Raw genomic sequence first — 25,548 nt, 5'->3', positions numbered from 1 at the left:
AGCAATTTTAAGCATAAAAGTTAACAATATTTTGCACAATTTACAACTATCTCGTGGATAAGATCAAACACAGTAGCCACGGGTAATGCTTGGTCAGCAGCATCTTTTCCTGTAGAGAATTTTCAAGCCTACACCTCTGCATTTGGCTACCGTCGCTCTGCTACAGGTGGACCCAGAGTTTTATATAGCGATCGCGGCTTTAACTGCTGCTTTAACTGTCAGAACCAGGGAAGCTTTGCCTCAAGATTGGGCAATGACGCAAAATAATCTCGCAAGTGCTTACTGCGATAGAATTGCTGGGAGACAGGGCAGAGAATATCGAAAAGGCGATCGCTGCTTATACTACTGCTTTGACCGTTCTCATACAGAGATTTTAAGTGATCGCTGAGTTTAATGATAGATTTTAGATACATAAACTAGACTGCACACTGAATTGTTCTTTCTCCTATCATAGGATCAATTATTCTGTAGACCTGTCGGTATTCCCCATTTCTCTCATCTCAGTGACTCATTCTGAGATACGATAACGATGGCGACAAAATTGCAAATAAATGTAAAGAATATATATATACAAAACCCGATTTAGTCAATCAGTTTATTCTACGTAGGTAGCTTAATGTCCATGACCACGATCGCCCCTGAGCAGGTTAACAGCATCGTTTGGAATCAGCATCACGATCCTTTTGAAATACTTGGCTCACATTTAGTAGACCAAAACGGCAAAAACATTTGGGCTGTGCGAGCCTACCTACCAAATGCCAGTGCAGCATGGGTAGTCTTGCCTGAACAAAGATTAGAATATCCCATGCAATCGGTACATCATCCGCATTTCTTTGAATGTACTATTGAAACTTCCGAGTTATCTAACTACCAATTAAAAATAAAAGAAGGAGAACACGAGCGAGTTACTTACGACCCCTACTCCTTTCGTTCTCCCCGCTTAACAGACTTTGACTTACATTTGTTTTCCGAAGGTAATCATCATCGCATCTACGAAAAACTAGGAGCGCACCCCACCGAAATCGAGGGTGTCAAAGGAGTCTATTTTGCTGTCTGGTCCCCCAACGCTCGCAATGTCTCTGTCCTAGGGGACTTCAACGAATGGGACGGACGTAAACACCAGATGCGTAAAGGGGTGACAGGGGTTTGGGAATTATTTATTCCCGAAATAGCCATTGGCGCGCATTATAAATACGAAATCAAAAACGCGGAAGGACACATTTACGAAAAGTCTGACCCCTATGGTTTTCAACAAGAACCCCGCCCAAAAACAGCATCTATTGTCACCGATTTAAATTCCTACAAGTGGCAGGATGAAAGCTGGCTAGAAAAACGCCGTCATACAGACCCTCTGACGCAGCCGGTTTCAGTTTATGAAGTACACTTAGGTTCTTGGTTACAAGCTTCTAGTGCAGAGCCAGCTAGATTACCTAATGGAGAAACCGAACCTGTAGTTATTGCTGCGGAATTAAATCCAGGCGCACGTTTTCTGACCTATCGAGAATTAGCTGCTCGCCTAATTCCCTACGTTAAAGATTTAGGATACACCCACATAGAACTGTTACCCATTGCCGAGCATCCCTTTGACGGCTCTTGGGGTTATCAAGTCACTGGTTACTACGCTCCTACATCTCGTTTTGGTAGCCCGGACGACTTCATGTATTTTGTTGACCAATGTCACCAAAACGAAATCGGTGTAATTGTAGATTGGGTTCCTGGTCACTTCCCTAAAGATGGGCATGGTTTAGCGTTCTTTGATGGTACTCACCTGTACGAACACGCCGACCCCCGCAAAGGTGAACATAAAGAGTGGGGAACTCTGGTTTTCAACTACAACCGTAACGAAGTCCGCAATTTCTTAGTAGCCAATGCCTTATTCTGGTTTGACAGATACCACATTGACGGGATTCGGGTGGATGCAGTTGCTTCCATGCTCTACCTTGACTATTGCCGCAAAGATGGCGAATGGCTACCCAACCAATACGGCGGGAGAGAAAACTTAGAAGCAGCAGATTTCTTACGTCAGGTAAACCATCTAATTTTTAGTTACTTCCCAGGAGTTGTTTCCGTTGCGGAAGAATCTACTTCTTGGCCGATGGTGTCTTGGCCTACCTATACAGGTGGTTTGGGCTTCAACCTGAAGTGGAATATGGGCTGGATGCACGATATGCTCGACTACTTCAGCATGGACCCTTGGTTTCGCCAGTTCCATCAAAACAATGTCACCTTTAGTATGTGGTATAACCACAGCGAGAACTTTATGCTGGCTTTGTCTCATGATGAAGTCGTGCATGGTAAGAGCAATATTATTGGTAAAATGCCGGGTGATACATGGCAAAAGTGTGCTAATGTGCGTAGTTTATTTGCCTATATGTTTGCTCACCCAGGCAAGAAAACCATGTTTATGAGCATGGAGTTCGGACAGTGGAGTGAGTGGAATGTCTGGGCTGATTTGGAGTGGAATTTGTTACAGCATGAACCACACGAACAATTAAAAACGTTTTTTAAAGAATTAAATCATCTCTACCGTTCTGAGCCGGCTTTGTACACTCAGGATTTTGCGAAAGAAGGGTTTGAGTGGATTGATTGTAGCGACAACCGCCATAGTGTAGTTTCCTTCATCCGCCGTGACAAAGATACAGAGGATTTTCTGGTAGTGGTTTGTAACTTTACACCACAACCCCATTCTCACTATCGCGTCGGTGTACCAGAGAAAGGATTTTACACTGAGTTATTCAATAGTGATTCCCGTCAGTATGGCGGTAGCAATATGGGTAATTTAGGTGGTAAGTGGACTGATGATTGGTCAATGCACAATCATCCTTATTCTCTGGATTTGTGTCTACCACCTTTGGGTGTGTTGATGCTCAAGTTAGATAGAGAGACAACTGCTAAAGCTCTATATTCGTAATTTGGGAGGGGTGGGTAATTCCCACCCTTTTTTACCGCAGAGGGGCGCAGAGTAAAGTCTTCACACGAAACGCTGTAATAGACCAGTGAATACAGCAGGTAATTCTAAATGGGGTAGGACTCCTGCGTCTGCGATCGCGTAAAATTCTCGAATAGCACTTAAGTTTAAACTCATCAACCGCCGTCCTAGCTTGATGCTGGTGAATTGTGCTTTCTCTCCCCAGAAGAATACTGTGGGAATTTTGAGTTGTTGAATATACAAACTCAGGTCAAAGTACAAGTCACCACGTAAAAATGCTAAAGCCGCAAATTTAGCATTAGGCTGCTGTGCTGAGGTAAGATAAGCTTCCACTATCTCTGGCGTGACGCGTCTTGATTCAACAAAGAGAAAACTTTCCAGAAAATTTCTGACTGCAATTTCATTTTCAGCCCCAAGGGCATAAATGAGATTATCTAATAAGGGTGTATTAATTATCGGTAGTGGTAGTCTGCGTCCTGCACCTTGGCCAAAGTCATCAAACCCAGAAGGACATACCAAACACAGGTTTTTGAATAACTCAGGTTGCTGAATAGCCAAGCGTATAGTCAAAGCCGCAGTGAGGGAAGAAGCTACTACTGTTACGGGTTGGTGACAAGTTTGGGTGATAAATTCAGCAATAGTTGTCAGGTAGTCTTTAATCTGATAATCTCGAACTGGGTGAGCAGATTCTCCCCAACCAATTAAATCTGGCGCAAGGATGCGATGAGTAAAAGCAAAAGCCGGGTAAACTTTTGACCATTCGTAAGCAGATGCACCACCACCAAAATTATGCAGAAATAGTAATGGCGGTAAGTCTTCAGTGTCATTATTAAGCCAAGGTGCAGCAGTTTGAGTATAGTAAACTGTCTTCCCTAGAGATGTATTGATAACTTTATGCCCAAAACCAGGCGGTTGAAACTGAAGCATAGGGTTAGTGCTGAGTAGTGAGTAGTGAGTGCTGTTAGCGGTAGCGCGGCGTTTAGCCGGTGCTGAGTGCTGTTAGCGGTAGCGCGGCGTTTAGCCAGTGCTGAGTAGTAAGTAGTGAGTAGTGAGTGATGAGTGCTGAGTGGAGATGTGATATAGAGTGATCAGTGACTCCAATAGATAAATCTAGTGGATTGAGGTTAAGGATACTTCAAGTGCTGAATTAACTTTTTACCCATTACTCGTTACTCATTACTCATTACTCAGCACTTTTATGCTTTGTCGCTGGTGATTTGGGTGAGTTGATTTAGGCGATCGCCACTGATATGGTATGCTGCTCCAAACCCAATCACAAATCTTCCCTGCGTAGGAGTCAGGCGGAAAATGCGAAAGTCAGCCAAGCCGCGCAAAACTTCGATAATTTCACCAAAACGTTGCTGAAATTGATCAACTACTTGATTCCAGATATCAGATTCTCGCTCAATCAGGGTAGCGGTACAATCAAAACTCAACCGACGACGAGCAAAAATTTGATTAGTCTTTGTCTCATCCTCAATAAATAAAACACATACATGAGGATTGGTATAAATATTTTGAGTGTGCGTTGATAAACCACTTACATATATATATATATTCTTCGCATCATCCATGACAAAGGGTGTATAGCTTCCATTAGGAATACCCTGCTCATTGACTGTACTAATAATCACGCTCTCAAAATCTTGAGTAAAACCTTCATACTCAGCTTGAGCTTTTTCTAGTTGACTCATTGGTAAATTTCTATTTATTTAGCCATACCTAATTAACTATCCTAACGCGCTGTAACAATAAGATGTTGAACTAATCATCTAGTACCGCAAGGCGGAATTCAAAATTCAAAATGACGCTCGCGGACTCGCTAACGCTGCGCTAACAAAATTCAAAATGAATACAGCGTAAGCGTTTCATTGATTTGGAATGGTCTGTTTATTTCCGCCGTTCTGTACTAGTGACTCAAGCTAAGAATAAACAACAGATAACTCAGCACACATAACTCAAGACTCATAACTCAAGACTCATAACTCATAACTCAGCACTCAGCACCGGCTAAACGCCGCGCTACCGCTAACAGCACTCACTACTCAGCACTCATAACTCACCACTCCGTTATCATGTATCAAGAAGAGAATTATGAAGACGCAACTGTGGCTGATAAAAATCGTTCTCAATGGGACTTAGGCAGATTTATTGAAACCTTGACCTACTTCGAGGTATTTCCTTTCCTGAACTGCATACGGCGATTAATCCAAGGTCGTCCTCAGGATAATCAATATCTACCTAATGGAGCAAAAAACGTGGGTGTAATACTAGTAGCAGGTGCAACGGGTGGCGTTGGTAAACGAGTCGTCAAGCGGTTGTTAGAACGAGGCTATAAAGTCCGCGCACTAGTGCGGGATATTGATAAAGCCCGGTCAATTCTTAGTAATGATGTTGACTTAGTAGCTGCGGATATCACTAAACCCGAAACTTTAACTCCTATGGTTATGGCTAATATTCAAGCCGTAATTTGTTGTACAGCAGTCCGTGTACAACCAGTAGAAGGCGACACAGCAGATAGAGCTAAATATTATCAAGGTGTGAAATTTTACCAGCCGGAAATTGTGGGCGACACTCCCGAAACTGTGGAATATCAAGGGGTGAAAAACTTAGTTGATGCGGCTGCAAAATATCTATCCTCAGTCAATGAAAAACTCATATTTGATTTTACAAATCCCTCTACAGAATTAAGAAATATCTGGGGTGCGTTAGATGATGTGGTGATGGGAGGCGTAAGTTCTAGTAATATGCAGTGGTTAGATAATACTGCTGTGTTTACTGGTAATGTTTCCACAGCAAACTCTGGCGGATTTGCATCTGTGAGAACGAAAAATTTTGAGCCACCTTTTAATTTATCTGGTTATACAGGTGTGGAGTTGCGTGTCAAAGGTGATGGACAGCGTTATAAACTCTTCCTACGGACTGATAGCAAATGGGATGGTTTAGGTTATAGCTATTCATTTGATACTGTAGCTAACACTTGGATTAATGTCCGCATTCCCTTTACTGATTTTGTACCTGTATTTCGAGCCAAAATAGTTAAAGATGCTCCAGCAATTGATCAAAGTACAATTAGTTCTTTTCAATTGATGTTGAGCAAGTTTGAATATGACGGTGCATTAAATCCCCATTTTTCAGCAGGTAACTTTGCATTGCAGTTGGAATCGATGAAAGCTTATGGTGGAACAACTACACCACAATTTGTTCACGTTAGTTCCGCAGGTGTAACTCGTCCTGGAAGACCGGGAATTAATTTAGATGAAGAACCGCCAGCAGTGAGGTTAAATGACCAACTAGGAGGTATTTTAACTTGGAAATTGAAAGGGGAAGATAGTTTAAGAGCCAGTGGAATTCCCTACACAATTATTAGACCTTGTGCATTAACAGAAGAAGTAGGAGGTAAAGAGTTAATTTTTGAGCAAGGTGACAATATCAGAGGTAAAATCAGCCGTGAAGATATAGCCGAACTGTGTGTACAAGCTTTAAAAGAACATAATGCTTGTAATTTAACCTTTGAGGTTAAAGAAGGAACAAATATTGCTCAAAATATTAATTGGCAAGATTTATTCTCTAATTTAAAACCTGATCGATGACATATGAGAAAATTGCTAAAATAATGAATGTACATAACTAAGTAGCTAGGCTTAAATAAGTTTGTAGTTATGATTTAAGTCCTAATAATCTGTTTTTATAGGTGATAAAATTGCTAACTACAAACTAGGATTTTTTACAGATTAAATTATGCCTAACTACTTATCTCCCTCTGGAGTTAATAAAATGTTTCGCAGATTGTTCCTTGCTGTGTTGTTAGTAATTATTATCTGGCTGGGATTACTATCAAACCCGGCTGCATCACAGCAAGTTGAATCTCGCCTGAATAATTTACAAGTAGATTTAAATCGTGTTGAGTTGCGGTTAAATCAAATAGAATCAAAACTGAATCAAAATCGACAGTCTCCATCCCCAAGAACACCAATTACAATACCTCCAGGTTCTAGAAGAACGGTATCACAAACAGAACGAGAGCAGATGTTTGATAGGCTAGCAACTTTAGTAGTCGAATTAAAGCAACAAGTTAATAACTTAGAGGCGCGAGTTTCTAAATTAGAATCATAAATCGCGATCGCAGAAAAATTTGATCCTATAACCCTACAGCGTTCGCGTAGCGTCTCGGAGAGTAACCCAACCTACTAAGACTTCCTACTGCCCACTCAATTGACCATAAGCCTCATATACACCCTTGACGTTGTACCAGTTGAGAAAAATTCGGGCAATTTCTAAAGCTAGCTGTGGCTTACCTAAATTAATCAACCATTGTAAAAACGGGGTCATTGTCCGTTCATTTAATGCGCCGTTGAGTGAAAGGATTCCCCACAGCAAACGATGAAACCAAGTCATTTGAATCATCATTTTGACTTCCCATGTGGGGTGTTTTTGATAAAATAAAACGCCCATGCGACCGCGTTGAATTTCTTTATCGATTAAGTTGGGAATTTGATCTAAGTTAAATGCCGGATGCCAGTGATAACCAACGGCGGCTGGACATTTAATGAGTTTTAATCCGAGATTTTTCAGTCTGACACCGAGTTCTAAGTCTTCCCAGCCGTAGAGTTTAAAACCAGTGTCAAACAATCCGGCTTCTTTTAACCAATGCTTAGGGATGGCGACGTTCCCTGTAGCGAAAAACGCGGCGGAGAAATCTGTGATTTTATAGGGTTCGGCGGTGGGATTGTCGAAATTGCAAGTATTAATGACAGCACCGTAGGTAAAAAAGCGATCGCTTGCTAATTTCTCTTGACCCTGCACTAAAGCGTCTGCATGAGCTTGCAGGAAATTTTCCAGGACGACTAAATCACTATCTATAAATATAATGATGTCCCCTTGTGCCTGTTCTACACCCAAATTACGAGCCGCCGCAGGCCCTGCATGGTCTTGCTCAAACCAGCGCACACGGGAAAACTCTTCTTTGTGTGCGGCTAACCAATCTAATGTACCGTCAGTAGAACCATCATCTACTAAGACAACTTCATAATCACCTAAAACAGTTGATGCACTCAGTTGCTGCATCTCCAAGGCACGCAGGCATTTTTCTAAAATTGGCTGGCGATTATAAGTTGGTATTACAACGCTGATAAACACAGTCTCACCCACAACAGAACTACCCATATCCAGAATAGGACACTCCGACACTCAACACAGTTCCTAGTTCGTAGTCAGAACTTTAGTCCTGGGAAAATAAAAACTGAAGTCTTGACTATAAATACTTGCAACAACGCAGTATTTTCTCTCAAAAAATATCTGTTAATAAACTCTAATTAATGAATATATAACCTCAAGTTAACAATTATTGACTAAATTTCAATAGTTGTTGCCAGTGTGAGCAGCATGAACACAGTTAGAAAATATTTAAAAAGTATGTTGTAATACAAAGATTTAATTAGAACCGACACAATAACACCCTATTGGTAGGCTTTGTGAGTCTGTTATTACCATGATTGCTTCAATATGAATCTGGTAAAGCAGTAAGGCTATCTAATTTAATCAAATATTTTCTAAAGTTGTAATTTATGCGGCTCATTCACTATTGAAAAACCAGAAAATTGAATATCTTATGTGATTTTATAGAGCGTTTGTTGAGAATCAATATTGCTCTTTCCTTTCAAGAATGAACTGAACATTAAAGCCGTCAATCCCAAAATGGAGAACAGAGAATGAAAGGACGCTTTCACCCGAAAAACAATGCAACGCTCAACCCATCCAAAAACGAATCAATCCGTGACGTGATTGATCGTGTGAGTGTGAGTCGTCGGCGGTTCATCATGACAGCTGTGGGTACTTCAGTATTAACCGTCCTAGGCGATGTTTCTCTTGGTGGCTTTCTCCACAGTGTGGAAGCAGCACCAATTCCCAAGGGAAAAGGATTTGCTGGTATTGGCTTCAAGAGTATTCCGCCAAATCTACTCAATCCAGCTACAGGAGTCTTAGAAAAGGATCTTGTCAGTGTTCCTGAAGGTTACACAGCCAAAGTATTGCTTGCTTGGGGAGACCCAATCATGCCTGGCGCACCTGACTGGCTACCAGATGCTTCCCAAAATGCGGCAGCGCAAGCAATGCAGGTGGGGATGCACCATGATGGTATGCACTACTTCCCACTATCAAGAGGAAATGTTGTTGGTCGGACAGTAAGTTCACAAGCCAGATCATTAAGAGGATTTTTAAATCAGTCTATTAATAGCGGTTTGTTGTGTGTGAACCATGAGTATACCCAGGAAAATATCCTGCATGGTTCTGAAGGTCTGACTCCAAACGTCACTATTGAGAAAGTACGTAAGTCTCAAGCTGCTCATGGCGTTGCTGTAATCGAAATTTCCAACAACGGTAATGAGTGGACTTACAATCGCAATTCGCCTTATGGTCGCCGCATTACTTCTAACACTGAAATGCGGGTTTCTGGGCCTGCGGCTGGCAATGCGCTGATGAAGTCGAAGGAGTTTAACATTACTCCCACAGGCTTTAGTGAAATTGGCACAAACGACGGTTTCACCGCATACGGTACAGTCAACAACTGCGCCCACGGTTACACACCTTGGGGTACTTATTTAACTTGTGAAGAAAACTGGAACGGTTACTTTGGAAATCTGGGTGAAGCTATAGTCTCTACTTCAGGGATTGAAGATTCAGAAATTCTGGCAGGACAGAATCGTTACGGTCTTTCTGCTAACGGTTTCGGCTATCGTTGGCATGAAGTTGACCCACGCTTCAACAACCGTACCAACCCACTTGAACCCCACTTATTCGGTTGGGTAGTAGAAATTGATCCCTATGATCCTCAAAGCAAGCCAGTGAAGCGGACGGCTCTAGGTCGATTCAAGCATGAAAGCGCACAGGTTGTTGTAGATGACAATAACCGTGTTGCTTTCTATCAAGGTGACGACGAACGCAACGAGTATATCTACAAGTTTGTTTGCGCCCAACCCTATAATCCTGGTAATCGTGCAGCTAACCGCGATTTGCTTGACTCTGGTATTCTGTACGTTGCCAAATTTAATGACAATGGTACTGGTCAGTGGATTCCTCTAGTTTATGGTCAAAACGGTTTGACACCAGAAAACGGTTTCAATAGCCAAGCTGAAGTCCTAATTAAGACACGTCAGGCTGGAGACCGAGTTGGCGCAACTATGATGGATAGACCAGAGTGGGTAGCAGTGCGTCCTCGGATTGGTGGATATAAGGAAATTGAGGTCTACTGCACATTGACCAACAATACCCGTCGTGGCACAGCCAACCCACCCATTGTTAACCAAATAGATGGTTCAACAAATGCAGGTAGTGCGCGTCCTGCCGTAGATGCGGCTAACCCCCGTCCTGATAACCGCTACGGTCATATTATTCGCTGGCGCGAAGATGGACGGAGTGTTGCAGCTACAACTTTCAAATGGGATATTTTCGTTGAAGCTGGCGATAAAACCAGACCTGAAGACAATCTCAAAGGCAATACTAAAGGTGATGACTTCAGTTCACCGGATGGTCTCTGGTTCGATGATTTTGGTCGTCTTTGGATTCAGACAGATCAAGCAGGTGATGGTCTTGGTAGCACAATCAATGGTGTTCCTGAGCTAATAAACATCGGTAGCAACGGTATGTTTTGTGCTGATCCCAACACCAAACAGGTGAGACGCTTCTTAACCAGCCCTACAGATTGTGAGGTGACTGGTGTAATCACTACACCTGACGGTAAAGCGATGTTCATCAATATCCAACACCCTGGTGATAGTGGAACTACCTCGAATCCCACACAAACCAGCAACTGGCCTTACAGTCAAGGTTATGGTTTGCCTGGTCGTCCCCGTTCTGCAACGGTAGTAATTACCCGCAATGATGGTGGCGTTATCGGTGGTTTGTAATTTGAAATTTTCAAATTCATAATCTATGTAGAGACGTTGCACTGCAACGTCTCTATTTTTTTAGCTGCCAACATTAAACCCCACCCCCAACCCCCTCCCCGTTAACGGGGAGACAAAGCGTAGCTGTGGCGGGGTGGGGTTATTCGGGTTTTATCAGTAGTCAAGTGGACATAAGATGAAATCGTCTAGCCTGCTACTGCGGCTTTCTTCTTACGATTTATCCACAGACCCAGAGTAGCAGCGATCGCAGTTCCACCAACAGCAAATGGTTCTGGTACTTTCGCATAGCTGACTGTACCTACTTGCGTTGTATTTACTGATTCGCTAATTGTGTAGAAGATGTTTCCTCCTCTCTCTGGAGTATTAACATCACTACCGATGATAAACTGATCAGCAACAAAATAGCTGAGTCCTTGAAGATTGCCATCGTTAAAGGTAACTATAGGGAAAAGGTCGAAATCAATATCATCTGCCTCTGTATAGGTAGTGCCTAGGTAGTTGAACGCAACTTTTAAACCATTCTCAACCCCTAAAGTTTCCAGACCTAAGCCAGTTAAGAATGAATCATCATATTTCAAAGAGCCGAAATACTGATCAGGACTAGCATCAACAGTAAAATTGTAATTAACTATGGCAGCTTGTGCTGCTTTAGGTGCGATCGCAGCGACAGAGATAGCAGCAAAAGTAGCAATGCTTAAGCTTTGAGCTAATTTCATTAGAGAATACTCCCAGGCTAAATAAGTGAATCGTTCCGCAATTACACTTAATAAACCTTCAATCAATTACTCAAGGTTAAGGAATCTCAAATAAGAGGTTAAGTAGTAATGGCTTGACCGTAAAATTACGGCTATGACTGCGGTTGCTACCGCAAAAACAATTCTCTAATCCCGGTGCTACCAATCTCCACCGCTAAAGCCGCTAAGAGAAAACCTAATAGTTGCGTGACAATCACTGCACCCTCAACACCTATCAAACTATTAATCTGGTTGGCTAAACGCAAAATCAACCAAGAAACAAACATTGCTCCCAAAATACCCAAAACTACAGCCAGATGGGGACTCTGGGATTTAGACATAAATAACATCACGGTTGTTAGCGTACCTGGCCCTGCTAATAAAGGCAAAGCTAAAGGCGTAATTGAGATATCCCGTCCTTGTTCATGAATCGGTGTATCTAATTCTCCCCTGAGCATTTGCAAGGCGATTAACAGCAGCAATAAACCCCCAGCTACCCGCAACGACCCCATGCTAATTTCTAAATAGGTCAAAATATATTGACCAGCAAAGGCAAATATTAGCAGAACTGCGATCGCTACAATAATCGCCTTATCAATGACTTTATTTCTGTCTTCGGGTGTTATACCCTTAGTTAAAGCTAAAACTACTGGTATATTGCCTATAGCATCCGCCAAGACAAACACCGCAATAAAAGTTTGAGTCAGAATAGAAGTATCAACCATCACGCCCAATTTATCAAGATTTGATAATAGTCGTCATTTAGTCAGCAGTTAGCAGTCAGCAGTCAAGAAAAGTTCCTAATTTTGAATTTTGAATTGATTTCCCCTTTGTTGGATATTGAACTAACGGTATATTTGATTATCTATCGCACACAACTACATTGCTTGCTAAGTCTATGAAGTCTTATTTAGCCGCCGCTATTCAAATGACCAGTGTGCCAGATTTACAAAAGAATTTGGTACAAGCTGAAGAATTAATTGATCTGGCTGTGCGCCGAGGTGCAGAGTTGGTGGGGTTGCCAGAAAATTTTTCTTTTATGGGAGAGGAAAAAGATAAACTGGCACAAGCAGAAGCGATCGCCCATGAAAGTGAAATTTTCATCAAAAAAATGGCGCAACGCTACCAAATTACGATCTTAGGCGGTAGCTTTCCTGTGCCTGTCGGAGATACGGGTAAGGTCTATAACACTACGATTTTGCTTGACCCTAGTGGTGAAGAACTCGCCCATTACAATAAAGTTCATCTGTTTGATGTGAATGTTCCTGATGGTAATACCTACCGCGAATCTAGTACAGTGGTAGCCGGTGAGCAACTACCCCCCGTCTATTTCTCGGAAACTTTGGGAAATATCGGTGTGTCTATTTGCTATGATGTCCGCTTCCCTGAACTCTATCGCCATCTGTCAACCAAGGGTGTAGATGTGATTTTTATACCTGCCGCTTTTACTGCGTTTACAGGTAAAGACCACTGGCAAGTATTACTACAAGCTAGAGCAATTGAAAATACAGCCTACGTAATTGCTCCAGCCCAAACAGGCAATAACTACGGTCGTCGTCTCACCCACGGACACGCGGTAATTATTGACCCTTGGGGAACAATTTTAGCTGATGCTGGAGATAAACCGGGAGTGGCGATCGCCGAAATTAATCCCTCACGTTTAGAACAAGTCCGCCGTCAAATGCCTTCTCTGCAACACCGAGTATTTAGTTAGGGAGTGCTGAGTGGGGAGTGCTGAGTGCTGAGTGCTGAGTGGGGAGTGCTGAGTGGGGAGTTGGGAGTGCTGAGTGGGGAGTTGGGAGTGCTGAGTGCTGAGTGCTGAGTGGGGATTTATCCCGCCGGAAAACAAATGAACTAGAATCCCCGTTGATTCATCGCGGGGAGTACGTCAATCCCCAGTAGAGTTTTGAGCGGTAACACTATGCAGTTTAATAAAACTATCAAAGGAATACCAAGCCAACACATACCAAGGAATAATTTCAAACTGCAAGCCTTTAATTATTAACTGTCTTACCGCCAAAATACTCAGTCCCAAGGGAAAAAGAAAGCGGATATCTACAACGCCATCAGTTGCTTGTTTGACTCGTTTATTCAAATCTACAACTGTACTTGCTACAGTCGTGGCAGCTTCGGTATTACCCTCTGTAATCTCTGCGAAAATTATCCCTAAATCTCGTAGTGTTACTAATAACTCTTCCAAGCTGCTATCTGTACCATCATGCTTAATCACAATACTGCCATGATCAATATTAGTCCGCACTTGTTGAATTTTAGGCTTGGCTTCTAGGGTATTAGCAATGTGTTGCATGGTGTCAACTTGACGGTGAGCATGGGCAATTCTCAACCTGAGTCTGCCTGGAGTGTCACTAACAATTTTGGTAGATATAGTAGATATCGGTTGGGATGGCGTATGAAAATTGATGCGCTTTTTGACTGTTTGCATTGCAGTCAGCTTCGTATGGCTATTTGTTAACATCAACTCACCCTCCTAAGTTAATTCGTAATGGGCTAACGCCCCGCTCCGCTAACGTAATTCGTAATTCGTAATTCGTAATTAATAATAAATTCAATTAATATTATTTTACAAATATCATGCTTATTGAATTAACAAGATTATAGAAATGGGTAATATCTATTATCTAAAATCAATCAACAGATGCAAAGCTGGAAAGCCAGACTAAATCTGACTATAGCGTTTCCTAATCACATGAGGTATATCATAGCCCCCTCCTCGCTGGCGGGGAGGGGGTTGGGGGTGGGGTTCTTGTACCTCACTACAGCGAGAACCGATATATATCCCGCAGGAATACAATTAATGGGGGCTTGAACCCTCCACTAATTGTCTTTAATTTTGAATTTTGAATTTTGAATTGGAGCGTAGCGACTTGACTTCTGCGTAGCGGTACTAGATTCCATTATCAGCAGAAGTATCAATTGTATTAGTAGCAGATTCAAAAGCTGGTGTTTCGTTGTCTTCTGCTAGTTCAGCTTTGGCTTCAGCAATGATATCTTCCCAAGTTTCGCCTAGTTCAGCAAAAGCACCTTTGCTTTTTTCATAAGCAACGATTCCACCTTTGATGATTGACTTGGCTATGGGTTTACCAATACCTGCGAAAACAGGGAGAAGTACGGGAGCTAGTAAGACTGCACCGATACCAGCGATGAGTCCAGGTGCGCCAGCGTCTTCAACAAAGTCGGTGATTTTAGGGGACATGATTCATTCCTCCGATAATTTAAATTGAAAAACTTGTATGAAAGCTTTCTAGCCTAATCTTGCTAGATTTGTCATCTCATCTTCCTAATGGCAGAGCTTTTTGAGATGAATGTTTAAGAATTGGGCGTAAGCCGTTGACTCCAGCAACTATGGTTGAGCCGTTGTTAACTACTGTTGCTGTTAGGGGGTTCAAACCAAACAACACAGCGATGATTAATGCTCCCAAGTTAGGTACAGCAACAATACCAGTGTTTTGATGAATTAAGTGCTTGGCTTGACGAGCGATCGCGATCGCTGCTAATAATCCATGTAAGTCATTCTGCATTAACACCAAGTCTGCTGTTTCACGGGCGATTTCTGAACCGTGGGCAAAGGATACAGATACATCGGCGTAGGCTAAAGCTGGGGAGTCGTTGATTCCATCCCCCACAAATGCTACTGTTTTACCTTGTTCGTGCAGTTGACGGACTACTGTTGCTTTTTGTTCTGGAAAAGCTTCTGCGTGAGTATGGCTGGGCGCAATGCCCAATTCAGTTGCTACAGCTTGTGCTGTGCGCTTGTTGTCACCAGTCAGCATATGCACCTCCACACCTTCTATATTCATCAGTTGGGAGATGACTTCCCGACTCTCTGGGCGGAGAACATCACTATACTTTATTCTACCTTGAAGTTGTCCATTACTGGCGACATAAATTACCGATGTGGCTTTTTGTCCGTTGCTGTTAATTACCTCCATATCAATGTTTTGTTGGCGCAAAAATCGTTCGCTACCAACGTACACAGTCTCACCATCAATCTCAGCTTTTACACCTAATCCCAGTTGGTAATCCCACTTGCTGCGGCTGGGAATACGGACTTTTTCGGCTTCGGCATAGCGAATCACGGCCTCGGCGACAGGATGAGTTAAACGTTGTTCGGCGGCGGCGGCTAGTGCTAAGATGCGATCGCTAGATATTTCCGAATTGTAACTCTCAACCGCAATTACCGATACTTCTCCTTGGGTGAGTGTGCCTGTTTTATCAAAGGCGATGGTATCAACTTCTGCTAGTTGTTCTAAGGCTCGACCACTGCGAATGAGTATTCCTTGGCGGGCTGCATAGGAAAGTGCAGCTAGTACGGTTGTGGGTACAGATACTCTAATGCCTGTGGCAAAATCAAGGGTTAAAATACTCGCTGCCCGTGCAGGGTTACGGGTAGCAGCAAATACAACTGCTCCTAAGAAGAGAGTTGGCACAACGGCTTTTTCGGCAAATTTGATGGCGTAGTTTTCCATGCGGGTATCATGGACAGGTGCTTCCTGCATTAATTTGATACTCTGTCCGGCGCGGGTGTCGTTACCTACCCTTTCCACGAGTATGTAAACCCGTCCTTCCCGTACCAAAGTGGACGCAAATACTGGCTGTCCTTTGGTTTTCAAAATAGGTACAGATTCACCAGTTAACTTTTGCTCATCTAGGAGTGCTTTACCTTTAATAATGCTGCCATCTACGGGGACTTGTTCGCCGGGATAAACGATGACTGTATCTCCTGCTTGTACCTGTTGAATGGGGATTTGCACCTTCTCACCATCACGTTCTACCCAAACAAACTGTCCTAGAGAGTTGAGCAAATCTAGGGTTTGCATTTTGGAGGAACGAGCGGTGCGATCGCGGATATTTTCGCCAATCTCAATTAAACTCAACATCAGGGATGGTGTGAGAAACTGACCTTGGACTGTAGTAATGGCGATCGCGATAAAATCCAAGAAGTCGATAGTGAATTTACGTTGGGTTGTAATACCTGCAAACGCTCTTTGAAATACGGGTAATGTGGCTAAAGCAATAGTTCCCGCCGTCAAGATGGGGGGAATTGATACCCCCAAAGGCCCACCCAGAAAGGCTAAACCAGTGGCTAATGCAGAAAGTTGCAATCCTGGCCAGGGTGTTTCTTCTTTGTCTTCCTGTGCAGCTAATGACTGTTTAGTATTGAGGGGGACGATTCCCGGATCGCTAGCAGCCACAATTAGACAGATGAGGCGCGATCGCATTTTTATATCAGTAATCTTACTATTTTTATATATAACAACCACAGATGCGGCAGCTACTTTGATTCTAGTCTGCGTGACGAGGGGATCAGCTTCTAATAAAGCTAATAGACGTTTTGCATAATCTGTATCGTAGCGTAACCGAGGTACACGCCAGCGTAACCTACCTGGAACTGCATGGACAATACTATAGCTAACTTGAGCCATCTGCTGATGAAATTTAACCACCTTACTAGGGGTTTTTTCTAATGTCTGATAGGTAGCTATTTGAGTTATGGATACTTCTTCACTCTGTATCTCTAAAACTTCTAAAGACTTATGAACAGGAGGTGACGCTAGTGAGATGGTTGTTTTTGCCATTGATTAATCGCTGATGCGGTGAATAAACTAACTGTGCAAGGATGTGTGCAGTTATATTGTCCTCACTTTTCAAACTATACCCATCAACGGTTTCGATCTAATAAGTATTTTTTCTGTTTGTTAAGAAAGATCCGGGTCATGGATAGCCTACAAGGGAAGGGGGTTAGAGGGTTAGGTTTCGTGTCTACTTTTACTGTAGAGCGATCGCCATCAGCACTCGAAACTTCAACCGCCGAGAACAATGTTGTTTATTTTTTGAGCGATCGCCTTCCATCGTTCGACAGAACCTAACCCCAACCCCTTCCCTTGTAGGGAAGGGGCTAAAAATATACAACTTAGCACGAGAAAATAAGGGTTTTAAGCCTCTCCCCGCGTCGGGGAGAGGTACTCTAGCGAGAAGCCGCTCCGCGTCTTTGGAGAGGGGTTCTTCCGAATTTAGCGAACTCACGTTGGGTTGATCGCATTCTTACCCAAAATTCCATCCCCCTCATCACTCCTTTTCGCAAACCTGCTTATCACCATCACTTAAATTCGGCGCGTAAGTTAAATAGTTACGCAACCACCCACAACCCCGCGCCAGTAATTTCTCCAAGCCTTCCACCTGCCACAGCCGCGCTGTCTTGTCATCTGAGGCGGTGAGGATGCGCTGCCCATCCGGGCTAAAACTGGCAGTATTGACTAGACCCTCATGCCCCTGGAACTTGGCAATTTCCCTGCCCTGTAAGTCCCACAGCCGCGCTGTGTTGTCAGATGAGGCGGTGAGGATGCGCTGCCCATCCGGGCTAAAACTGGCAGTATTGACTAGACCCTCATGCCCCTGGAACTTGGCAATTTCCCTGCCCTGTAAGTCCCACAGCCGCGCTGTGTTGTCAGATGAGGCGGTGAGGATGCGCTGCCCATCCGGGCTAAAACTGGCAGTTATGACTGTACTCTCATGCCCCTGGAACTTGGCAATTTCCCTGCCCTGTAAGTCCCACAGCCGCGCTGTGTTGTCATCTGAGGCGGTGAGGATGCGCTGCCCATCCGGGCTAAAACTGGCAGTTATGACTGTACTCTCATGCCCCTGGAACTTGGCAATTTCCCTGCCCTGTAAGTCCCACAGCCGCGCTGTGTTGTCATCTGAGGCGGTGAGGATGCGCTGCCCATCCGGGCTAAAACTGGCAGTTATGACTGTACTCTCATGCCCCTGGAACTTGGCAATTTCCCTGCCCTGTAAGTCCCACAGCCGCGCTGTGTTGTCAGATGAGGCGGTGAGGATGCGCTGCCCATCCGGGCTAAAACTGGCAGTTATGACTGTACTCTCATGCCCCTGGAACTTGGCAATTTCCCTGCCCTGTAAGTCCCACAGCCGCGCTGTGTTGTCAGATGAGGCGGTGAGGATGCGCTGCCCATCCGGGCTAAAACTGGCAGTTATGACTGTACTCTCATGCCCCTGGAACTTGGCAATTTCCCTGCCCTGTAAGTCCCACAGCCGCGCTGTCTTGTCAGATGAGGCGGTGAGGATGCGCTGCCCATCCGGGCTAAAACTGGCAGTTATGACTAGACTCTCATGCCCCTGGAACTTGGCAATTTCCCTGCCCTGTAAGTCCCACAGCCGCGCTGTCTTGTCAGATGAGGCGGTGAGGATGCGCTGCCCATCCGGGCTAAAACTGGCAGTTATGACTGTACTCTCATGCCCCTGGAACTTGGCAATTTCCCTGCCCTGTAAGTCCCACAGCCGCGCTGTCTTGTCAGATGAGGCGGTGAGGATGCGCTGCCCATCCGGGCTAAAACTGGCAGTTATGACTAGACTCTCATGCCCCTGGAACTTGGCAATTTCCCTGCCCTGTAAGTCCCACAGCCGCGCTGTGTTGTCAGATGAGGCGGTGAGGATGCGCTGCCCATCCGGGCTAAAACTGGCAGTTATGACTAGACTCTCATGCCCCTGGAACTTGGCAATTTCCCTGCCCTGTAAGTCCCACAGCCGCGCTGTCTTGTCATCTGAGGCGGTGAGGATGCGCTGCCCATCCGGGCTAAAACTGGCAGTTATGACTACACCCTCATGCCCCTGGAACTTGGCAATTTCCCTGCCCTGTAAGTCCCACAGCCGCGCTGTCTTGTCATCTGAGGCGGTGAGGATGCGCTGCCCATCCGGGCTAAAACTGGCAGTTATGACTACACCCTCATGCCCCTGGAACTTGGCAATTTCCCTGCCCTGTAAGTCCCACAGCCGCGCTGTCTTGTCATCTGAGGCGGTGAGGATGCGCTGCCCATCCGGGCTAAAACTGGCAGTTATGACTACACCCTCATGCCCCTGGAACTTGGCAATTTCCCTGCCCTGTAAGTCCCACAGCCGCGCTGTCTTGTCATAAGAGGCGGTGAGGATGCGCTGCCCATCCGGGCTAAAACTGGCAGTATTGACATCACTCTCATGCCCCTGGAACTTGGCAATTTCCCTGCCCTGTAAGTCCCACAGCCGCGCTGTGTTGTCATCTGAGGCGGTGAGGATGCGCTGCCCATCCGGGCTAAAACTGGCAGTATTGACTAGACCCTCATGCCCCTGGAACTTGGCAATTTCCCTGCCCTGTAAGTCCCACAGCCGCGCTGTCTTGTCATAAGAGGCGGTGAGGATGCGCTGCCCATCCGGGCTAAAACTGGCAGTATTGACTATACTCTCATGCCCAGCCATGACTGTCATGCCCCGCACCCTATCTAAAATCGTCTGTAAAGCCAATACAGGACTAGCAGCAGGATAGTCTTTGAGTTTTTTAATTCCCTGCTTGTCTATTAAACTTTTTAGCTCTCGACCATCCCGCATCGCTGCCAGCAAAGCCCCTATTTGATTAAATTCAAAGCGGTTAATATTTGCGACTCCTGACCGTTCCAGCCGTGTACCTGTCAAGGCAACTTGTCGCCCTGCTTCTGTCTTTTTCAGATCATCTTGCGCCAGTTTTTGCTGTGCTTCCGCAGTTTTTAACCCCACCAAAGCCTGTTGCTGTTGTGCTTTCGCTTCTCGCAGGTCGTTTTGTGCCTTGTCTACTTGTCCCCGCGCTTGCTTTTCTTTGTCTTGTGCTTGTGCCAGTTGTCGATTTGTGGCATCTAGTCTTTGCTTGGCAGTTAGCTGTTGCTTTTTTAAATTAGCCTCAGCATCTCTGACCTTTTTCTCTGCATCAGTCACCTTCTGATTAGCATTGACAATTCGCTGCTGTGCCGTTGTTAGTTCTTGCTCTTTTTGTTGTTTCTCACTATCAATTTTATCCCGTTCACTTCTCGCCGTAGCCAATTGTTGATTACTTCTCCCCGCCAAAACTCCCAACCCCACCGTAGCCACCACCGAAACGCACAACAACACCGAGGCAATTTGCACTCTTTGCCTAGCTGTTTTATTCGCTGCGGCTAATATCGCTTGTTCTTTCTTAGCTAGTTCTAAATCTCGCTCAAATTCTTTTCTTGCTAATTCCTGACTAGCATCTAAAAATCGGTCATCAACATCAGTCAAACCTTTACCAATGCGCCAAGCCAAAGCCTCTTGCAAAGCTTGTCCCCGTAACAACCGCGATTCATCTTGATAATCAGCAGCCACCCAAGCATTAAAAGCAACAGAATATGGACGCAACTTAGCTAAAAGATTGTTACACCATTCCTCCTGAAACACCTCTGCATAGATGCGGTTATAAATTCGCAACTTCCCATCCCGCCTGACCACCAACCCAGTCAACCGCAGCGTCATCTGGTCATAACTATCATCAGCAACTATTTCACCCTGCTGCACAATTTGCTGACACAACCCCAAAAGCCGCCCCGTGCGCTGTTCCCCACTCCGCATGATTCTGTCACGAATTGTCTTTAAATGCTCCGGTTCATCTTGTCCTTCCCAATTTTCAATAATTCGGTTTCTGACAACACCTTCCACCAACCCCGCAATTTTAGATTTTAGATTTTGGATTTTGGATTGTTTAACATCCTCTACACCCTCATCATCTTCCCCAATCCCCAGTCCCCAATCCCCAACCAACAAATTACAAACTTTTTGGGTTAAAAACGGCTGTCCACCAGTCCACGCCAACACCGCCGCCATCAATTCTTGGGGATTCCCCAACGCCGCCAAACCCTGCGCCAAAGGTTCAGCCTCATCTAACTCAAAACCTGTTAAATCAATTGCTTTCCCAATATTAAAAGGCGTGCGTCCTTTATCTTGAATCAAATCTGAGGGAGTAGACACCCCAATCAATGCAAAAGTGATGCGATGATATTCAGGATGATCTGCCCGTCGGTTATAACAATCCCGAATCACTGCAAAAAAGTCATCCAGATTAAAAGCCAGACTTAAAACACTATCAATTTCATCAATAAAAATAACAATATTTTCGCTAACTTTTTTTAATAAAACCGTTTCAATAAACTTACTAAAACGCAGCACTGGTGAAATTAAACCGTTCTCATTCCACCAACCATCTAAATCAAAATCACTATATAAATTAAAAGTATCGGCTCAATAAGTAGGGGTAGTAGAAAAAATAAAGTCAGCGAGGGACAAGCAATATCATAAAATATGACACATGACGCAAAAGCTAGATTCGAGTAAAAAATTGGGAGAAGAGATACTGCAAACCATCGAGCCAAAAGGAATTGCAGATGAATCAATGCGTCGGACAGTAGAAATATTACTGAACCTAATAGAGCAATTGCAAGCAGAAGTCAAAGAATTACGAGATGAAAATCAACAGTTAAAAGATGAAAACAACCGCCTGAAAGGAGAAAAAGGTCAACCAGACATCAAAAGCAGCAAGAAAGGATTTGCCAACAATCACTCATCAGAAAAAGAACGACAGACTCTAAAAAAGCACAACAAAGGCAGTAAGAAAGCGACAGTTAAAATAAATAGAGAACAAATATTGGAATATCCCCAGGACAAACTGCCAGCAGACGCAGAGTTTAAAGGCTATCAAGAAGTAATCATCCAAGACATCACCTTGGGAACGGACAACGTATTATTCCGTAAAGAGAAATACTACTCACCTTCAGTGGGAAAAACCTATTTAGCAGAACTGCCTTGCGGTTACGAAGGAGAATTCGGTCCGGGAATAAAAGCTTTGGTGATGAGCCTATACTATGGGGGCAACATGACCCAAGGCAAATTATTAGAGTTTTTAGAAGATATTGGGATATCCATATCAGCCGGATATTTATCGAACCTACTGATTAAAAACCACACTGATTTTGAAAGCGAGAAAGATGAAGTATATGCGTCGGGACTAGAGAGCAGTCCTTGGCAAAACTTCGACCAAACTGGTGCGCGGGTGGGTGGGGTGAACTATACCACTAATGTAGTCTGCAACCCTTTCTATACAATCTACCTGACCACTGCCAAAAAAGACAGATTGAGTGTAGTAAAAGTATTGCAAAATGCCACAGAACTGGAGTTGATTCTCAATCAACTTACAGACAATTTAGTGGAGACTTTCCAAATCCCGACTAAATGGAAAAATGCTCTTAAACTATTACCTCAAGAAACTGTGTTGAGTGAAGCAGAGTTTAATACTCTACTTGATACATATCTACCCAAACTAGGTTCTCAACACCGGACTCGGATTATAGAAGCAGCAGCGATTGCTTTTTATCATCAACAAACTGATTGGCCAGTGGTGCAAACTCTCGTTTGTGATGATGCTCCTCAGTTCAAATTACTGACTGATAATATCGCTTTGTGTTGGGTGCATGAAGGACGACATTACAAAAAGTTGACCCCTTATGTTGCTTGTCACCAAAAAGCTCTTGATAAATTCCTGGATGATTTCTGGGATTACTACCGAGACTTGCTGGCTTACAAAGATGCACCCAGTCAACAGATGGCAGAAAAACTCCGGTCTGAGTTTTGGAAACTTTTCGATACTCAAACCGGTTATCAACAGTTGGATGAGCGAAAACAATTAACGCTGCTGAAAATTTCGGAGTTGCTTTTAGTCTTAGAGCATCCTGAATTACCTTTGCATAATAATCCGGCGGAGTTAGCTGCTAGGACAATGGTGCAACGGCGTAATATTAGTTATGCCACTCAAACTCTAGAAGGTACTCAGGCTTGGGATACTTTTATGTCTCTTGTTGCTACTACTCGTAAGTTGGGAATTAGCTTTTTTGAGTATATCCGTGACCGGATTTCTCAGGTTGGGAATATTCCTTCTTTAGCAACTATTATTCAGGAAAAATCTGCTCTCAATCCTTTTGGTTTTTCATTGATGACTGAAGAACTCCTTACCCCGGAATATTGAGGGGATACAATTAAAATATCCCACCAAAGTATCAATCACCCCGGCATACCATTGTTCCGGCTTAATTTCAGCCGTCCCAATAGCGGTAATATCCACAGATGCACAAGCAAACCTCTCCGCCTGCAATCGCCCCATCACCTGCACCCGCAAGCTAGATTTCCCCATCTGACGCGAGTTGAGAACGTAACAAAATTGCCCAGCTTTCAAACCCGTATATAAGTCATCATCAGCTTGACGTTTAACATAAGTTGGCGCATCTGCGGGAAGGCTACCACCGACTTGATACTGATACTGCATACATTGGGGTGTGGGGGTGTGGGGGTGTAGGGGTGTAGGGGTGTAGGGGTGTAGGGGTGTAGGGGTGTAGGGGTGTAGGGGTGTAGGGGTTTAATCAAGTAAGATTTAGATCCCCGACTTCTTGAAGAAGTCGGGGATCTGGGCAACATAATTTATTTGTTCAAACCTAAGCGATCGCTAAAATATTTACTATACAAATTACACAAAGACATAACTTTATTCCCTTGAAATTTCACTAAGCCCATACTGCGGAGTTTAAACGCTGCTGTTGTTCCCACATCCACGGGATGATCTGCTGTCACCACTTGCTTGAGTGCTGCCAATAATTGCTCATCATCTTGTAAATTCAGTAAATGGCGGCGTAAATGGTCATTATAAGGGCCGGCTTCTGTGGGTGCGATTTGTTCGAGTTGGTCTAAAGTCATCCTCTGGCGCGCAATTTGATAAAGTGCCATTCGCACTAAATAAGGATGTCCACCCACCAACATCATTAACTGTTCCACCTGGGAATTAGACCAAGTTAACCCGTGACGCTGCAATAAATCTTGCATCTGTTTTTGATTGAACTCTGGTAACTCCACAGGTAAACCCACATTAAAGGGCGACTGATTGATATTCAGAGGAATATACACTTCTTTAGAATGTACAATTACCAACCTGAGTTTTTTCCAAGCTGGGTCATTTTTAGCACGTTCATGCCAAGCCCGCAGCAACCCGAAAAAATCTGTCGCAATTTGCGGATGTTTGAAAATTTCGTCTACTTCATCTAAACCCAAGGCGATGGGTGTATCAATTTCAGCTAACAAATATCTCTGGAAGTAATTTGTACACTTGTTCTTACTTCCCAAAACCCCTTTCCAATAGTCGTTTATCTTCTCTGGAAGATTCAGACTATCCGTAATGCTGGCACAAAACCACTGCAAAAATAGATCCAAATTACCTAAAAATTCTGCATCTGCTGACTGGAGGTTCACAGAAGTAGCTTTGCAGCCGTTTTCACTAGCATGGGCAAGAATCCGCGACATTAACGAGCTTTTACCCATTTGTCGGGGTGCTTTAATCCGAATTAAAGCCCCATATTCTAGAATCTGTTGGTAACAGTCTATTTCCACTGGTGGACGTTCCACATAAAAAGCCGATTCCAAAGATACTTGTCCCTCTGGATTTTCTAAGGGTATGATTGGCGTTGTCTGAGTTTCCTGAGCTTGATTTTTACGACTTTTGAGAACTGGTGTAGAAGATTCAGGAATACTTTTGAGGTCAATGGCATTACAACCAAACTTGTAAGCATCCTCATAGGATTTATTAGCACCCAAAGCATCATAAAACCCGATCGCAAATTCTATTGCTGCTACATCCCCAATTTTTTGATTCATCCCCATCACACAGCCGATGTGTTGGTAAATCGCCTCAGCTTGCACTTCGCTATAACAGGCGTTTAATAATACACACTCAATTTTCTCTTTACATAACTCAAATAAATTAGCCAGTGCTTCTGTACTTACCAGCCGCCATTCCCCAGCATCATTTTCTAAAATTAAACCCTCATCACCAGCACCATGTCCCGAAAAATGGACAATTTGCGGCTCATGATCTAACAGCGCACGGCGCAAATCTTCAGGACGCACCGCCCATCTAGAAATAATTTCAAACTCATCTCGGTTTTTACAACGTTCCAATCCTGTCTGAATTTCCCGTAATTCCTTGTCTAAGCGCAGTCTGCTAGTATTCGTAGGATTTGCTGATAAAATCAGGATTTTTTTCACAGTGATCTTAACTAGTTCGTAATTCGTAATTAATAAAATTTAGATACAACTGGAATTTTGTGATAAATCCGGG

General features: G+C 43.9%; 18 protein-coding genes and 2 pseudogenes. 8 read left to right on the top strand and 12 right to left on the bottom strand.

The window, feature by feature from the left end; genetic code table 11:
- Positions 1-48: 48 nt before the first annotated feature.
- The 3 genes and pseudogenes from L6494_RS16025 to glgB form a co-directional block, all read left to right on the top strand.
- Positions 49-171 (top strand): annotated as a pseudogene (locus tag L6494_RS16025) (M23 family metallopeptidase); the annotation flags it as partial.
- Positions 143-388 carry a hypothetical protein gene (locus L6494_RS16020; protein ID WP_237988714.1) on the top strand — a complete coding sequence of 82 codons (246 nt, stop codon included), beginning with the start codon at positions 143-145 and terminating at the stop codon, positions 386-388. The pseudogene L6494_RS16025 and the gene L6494_RS16020, both read left to right, overlap by 29 nt.
- Before the next feature lie 234 nt (positions 389-622).
- The gene (gene glgB, locus L6494_RS16015) at positions 623-2,911 is read left to right on the top strand and encodes a 1,4-alpha-glucan branching enzyme (protein WP_237996051.1); all 2,289 of its coding nucleotides are present in this window, start codon (positions 623-625) and stop codon (positions 2,909-2,911) included.
- 60 nt (positions 2,912-2,971) lie between these two features.
- Here glgB and L6494_RS16010 read toward each other — a convergent pair whose 3' ends face one another.
- Both L6494_RS16010 and L6494_RS16005 read right to left on the bottom strand, forming a co-directional pair.
- On the bottom strand, positions 2,972-3,856 hold the full coding sequence (locus L6494_RS16010; protein WP_237988713.1) for an alpha/beta fold hydrolase: 885 nt from the start codon (positions 3,854-3,856) through the stop codon (positions 2,972-2,974).
- Positions 3,857-4,125: 269 nt separating this feature from the next.
- Complete coding sequence (locus L6494_RS16005) at positions 4,126-4,623, bottom strand: HugZ family pyridoxamine 5'-phosphate oxidase (protein WP_237988712.1); 498 nt, start codon at positions 4,621-4,623, stop codon at positions 4,126-4,128.
- A 414-nt stretch (positions 4,624-5,037) separates the two neighbouring features.
- Between L6494_RS16005 and L6494_RS16000 the strand changes: the two genes are divergently transcribed.
- Positions 5,038-6,522, top strand: coding sequence for a CIA30 family protein (locus tag L6494_RS16000; RefSeq protein ID WP_237996049.1), 1,485 nt, complete (start codon positions 5,038-5,040; stop codon positions 6,520-6,522).
- 184 nt (positions 6,523-6,706) lie between these two features.
- Positions 6,707-7,045 (top strand): hypothetical protein, encoded by a 339-nt coding sequence (locus tag L6494_RS15995; protein ID WP_237996047.1) that lies wholly within the window; start codon positions 6,707-6,709, stop codon positions 7,043-7,045.
- An 84-nt stretch (positions 7,046-7,129) separates the two neighbouring features.
- Here L6494_RS15995 and L6494_RS15990 read toward each other — a convergent pair whose 3' ends face one another.
- Positions 7,130-8,095 carry a glycosyltransferase family 2 protein gene (locus L6494_RS15990; RefSeq protein ID WP_237996045.1) on the bottom strand — a complete coding sequence of 322 codons (966 nt, stop codon included), beginning with the start codon at positions 8,093-8,095 and terminating at the stop codon, positions 7,130-7,132.
- A gap of 545 nt (positions 8,096-8,640) precedes the next feature.
- On the opposite strand from L6494_RS15990, the gene L6494_RS15985 reads away from it, so the two are divergent.
- Positions 8,641-10,833, top strand: coding sequence for a PhoX family protein (locus L6494_RS15985; protein WP_237988711.1), 2,193 nt, complete (start codon positions 8,641-8,643; stop codon positions 10,831-10,833).
- A gap of 185 nt (positions 10,834-11,018) precedes the next feature.
- On the opposite strand, the gene L6494_RS15980 is transcribed toward L6494_RS15985, so the two are convergent.
- Entirely contained in the window at positions 11,019-11,549 is a 531-nt protein-coding gene (locus L6494_RS15980; RefSeq protein WP_237988710.1) for a PEP-CTERM sorting domain-containing protein, read from the bottom strand.
- 146 nt (positions 11,550-11,695) lie between these two features.
- A complete protein-coding gene (locus tag L6494_RS15975) occupies positions 11,696-12,292 on the bottom strand; it encodes a MarC family protein (protein ID WP_237988709.1) in 597 nt (198 codons plus the stop codon).
- A gap of 173 nt (positions 12,293-12,465) precedes the next feature.
- Between L6494_RS15975 and L6494_RS15970 the strand changes: the two genes are divergently transcribed.
- Complete coding sequence (locus L6494_RS15970; protein WP_237988708.1) at positions 12,466-13,281, top strand: carbon-nitrogen hydrolase family protein; 816 nt, start codon at positions 12,466-12,468, stop codon at positions 13,279-13,281.
- A gap of 174 nt (positions 13,282-13,455) precedes the next feature.
- Here the strand turns inward: L6494_RS15970 and L6494_RS15965 are convergent, their stop codons facing one another.
- The 5 genes from L6494_RS15965 to L6494_RS15945 all read right to left on the bottom strand — a co-directional run bounded on the left by L6494_RS15965 (position 13,456) and on the right by L6494_RS15945 (position 21,572).
- Positions 13,456-14,043: an HMA2 domain-containing protein gene (locus L6494_RS15965; protein WP_237988707.1), complete on the bottom strand. Its 588-nt coding sequence runs from the start codon at positions 14,041-14,043 to the stop codon at positions 13,456-13,458.
- A 429-nt stretch (positions 14,044-14,472) separates the two neighbouring features.
- Complete coding sequence (locus tag L6494_RS15960) at positions 14,473-14,781, bottom strand: DUF5132 domain-containing protein (RefSeq protein WP_237988706.1); 309 nt, start codon at positions 14,779-14,781, stop codon at positions 14,473-14,475.
- A 76-nt stretch (positions 14,782-14,857) separates the two neighbouring features.
- Entirely contained in the window at positions 14,858-17,164 is a 2,307-nt protein-coding gene (locus tag L6494_RS15955) for a heavy metal translocating P-type ATPase (protein ID WP_237988705.1), read from the bottom strand.
- A 190-nt stretch (positions 17,165-17,354) separates the two neighbouring features.
- A complete protein-coding gene (locus L6494_RS15950; protein ID WP_237988704.1) occupies positions 17,355-17,612 on the bottom strand; it encodes a hypothetical protein in 258 nt (85 codons plus the stop codon).
- Between the two features lie 42 nt (positions 17,613-17,654).
- Complete coding sequence (locus L6494_RS15945; RefSeq protein ID WP_442947016.1) at positions 17,655-21,572, bottom strand: eIF2A-related protein; 3,918 nt, start codon at positions 21,570-21,572, stop codon at positions 17,655-17,657.
- 130 nt (positions 21,573-21,702) lie between these two features.
- On the opposite strand from L6494_RS15945, the gene L6494_RS15940 reads away from it, so the two are divergent.
- Positions 21,703-23,412, top strand: coding sequence for an IS66 family transposase (locus L6494_RS15940; protein WP_237988702.1), 1,710 nt, complete (start codon positions 21,703-21,705; stop codon positions 23,410-23,412).
- A 9-nt stretch (positions 23,413-23,421) separates the two neighbouring features.
- Here the strand turns inward: L6494_RS15940 and L6494_RS15935 are convergent.
- Positions 23,422-23,709, bottom strand: a pseudogene (locus L6494_RS15935) (AAA-like domain-containing protein); the annotation flags it as partial.
- 152 nt (positions 23,710-23,861) lie between these two features.
- Positions 23,862-25,475: an AAA-like domain-containing protein gene (locus L6494_RS15930; RefSeq protein WP_237988700.1), complete on the bottom strand. Its 1,614-nt coding sequence runs from the start codon at positions 25,473-25,475 to the stop codon at positions 23,862-23,864.
- Between the last annotated feature and the right edge of the window lie 73 nt (positions 25,476-25,548).

Source organism: Nostoc sp. UHCC 0870, from assembly GCF_022063185.1.
Taxonomy (GTDB): Bacteria; Cyanobacteriota; Cyanobacteriia; order Cyanobacteriales; family Nostocaceae; genus Trichormus.
The sequence above is the reverse complement of the archived record's forward strand: the minus strand, read 5'-3'. Positions and strand labels throughout refer to the sequence as shown.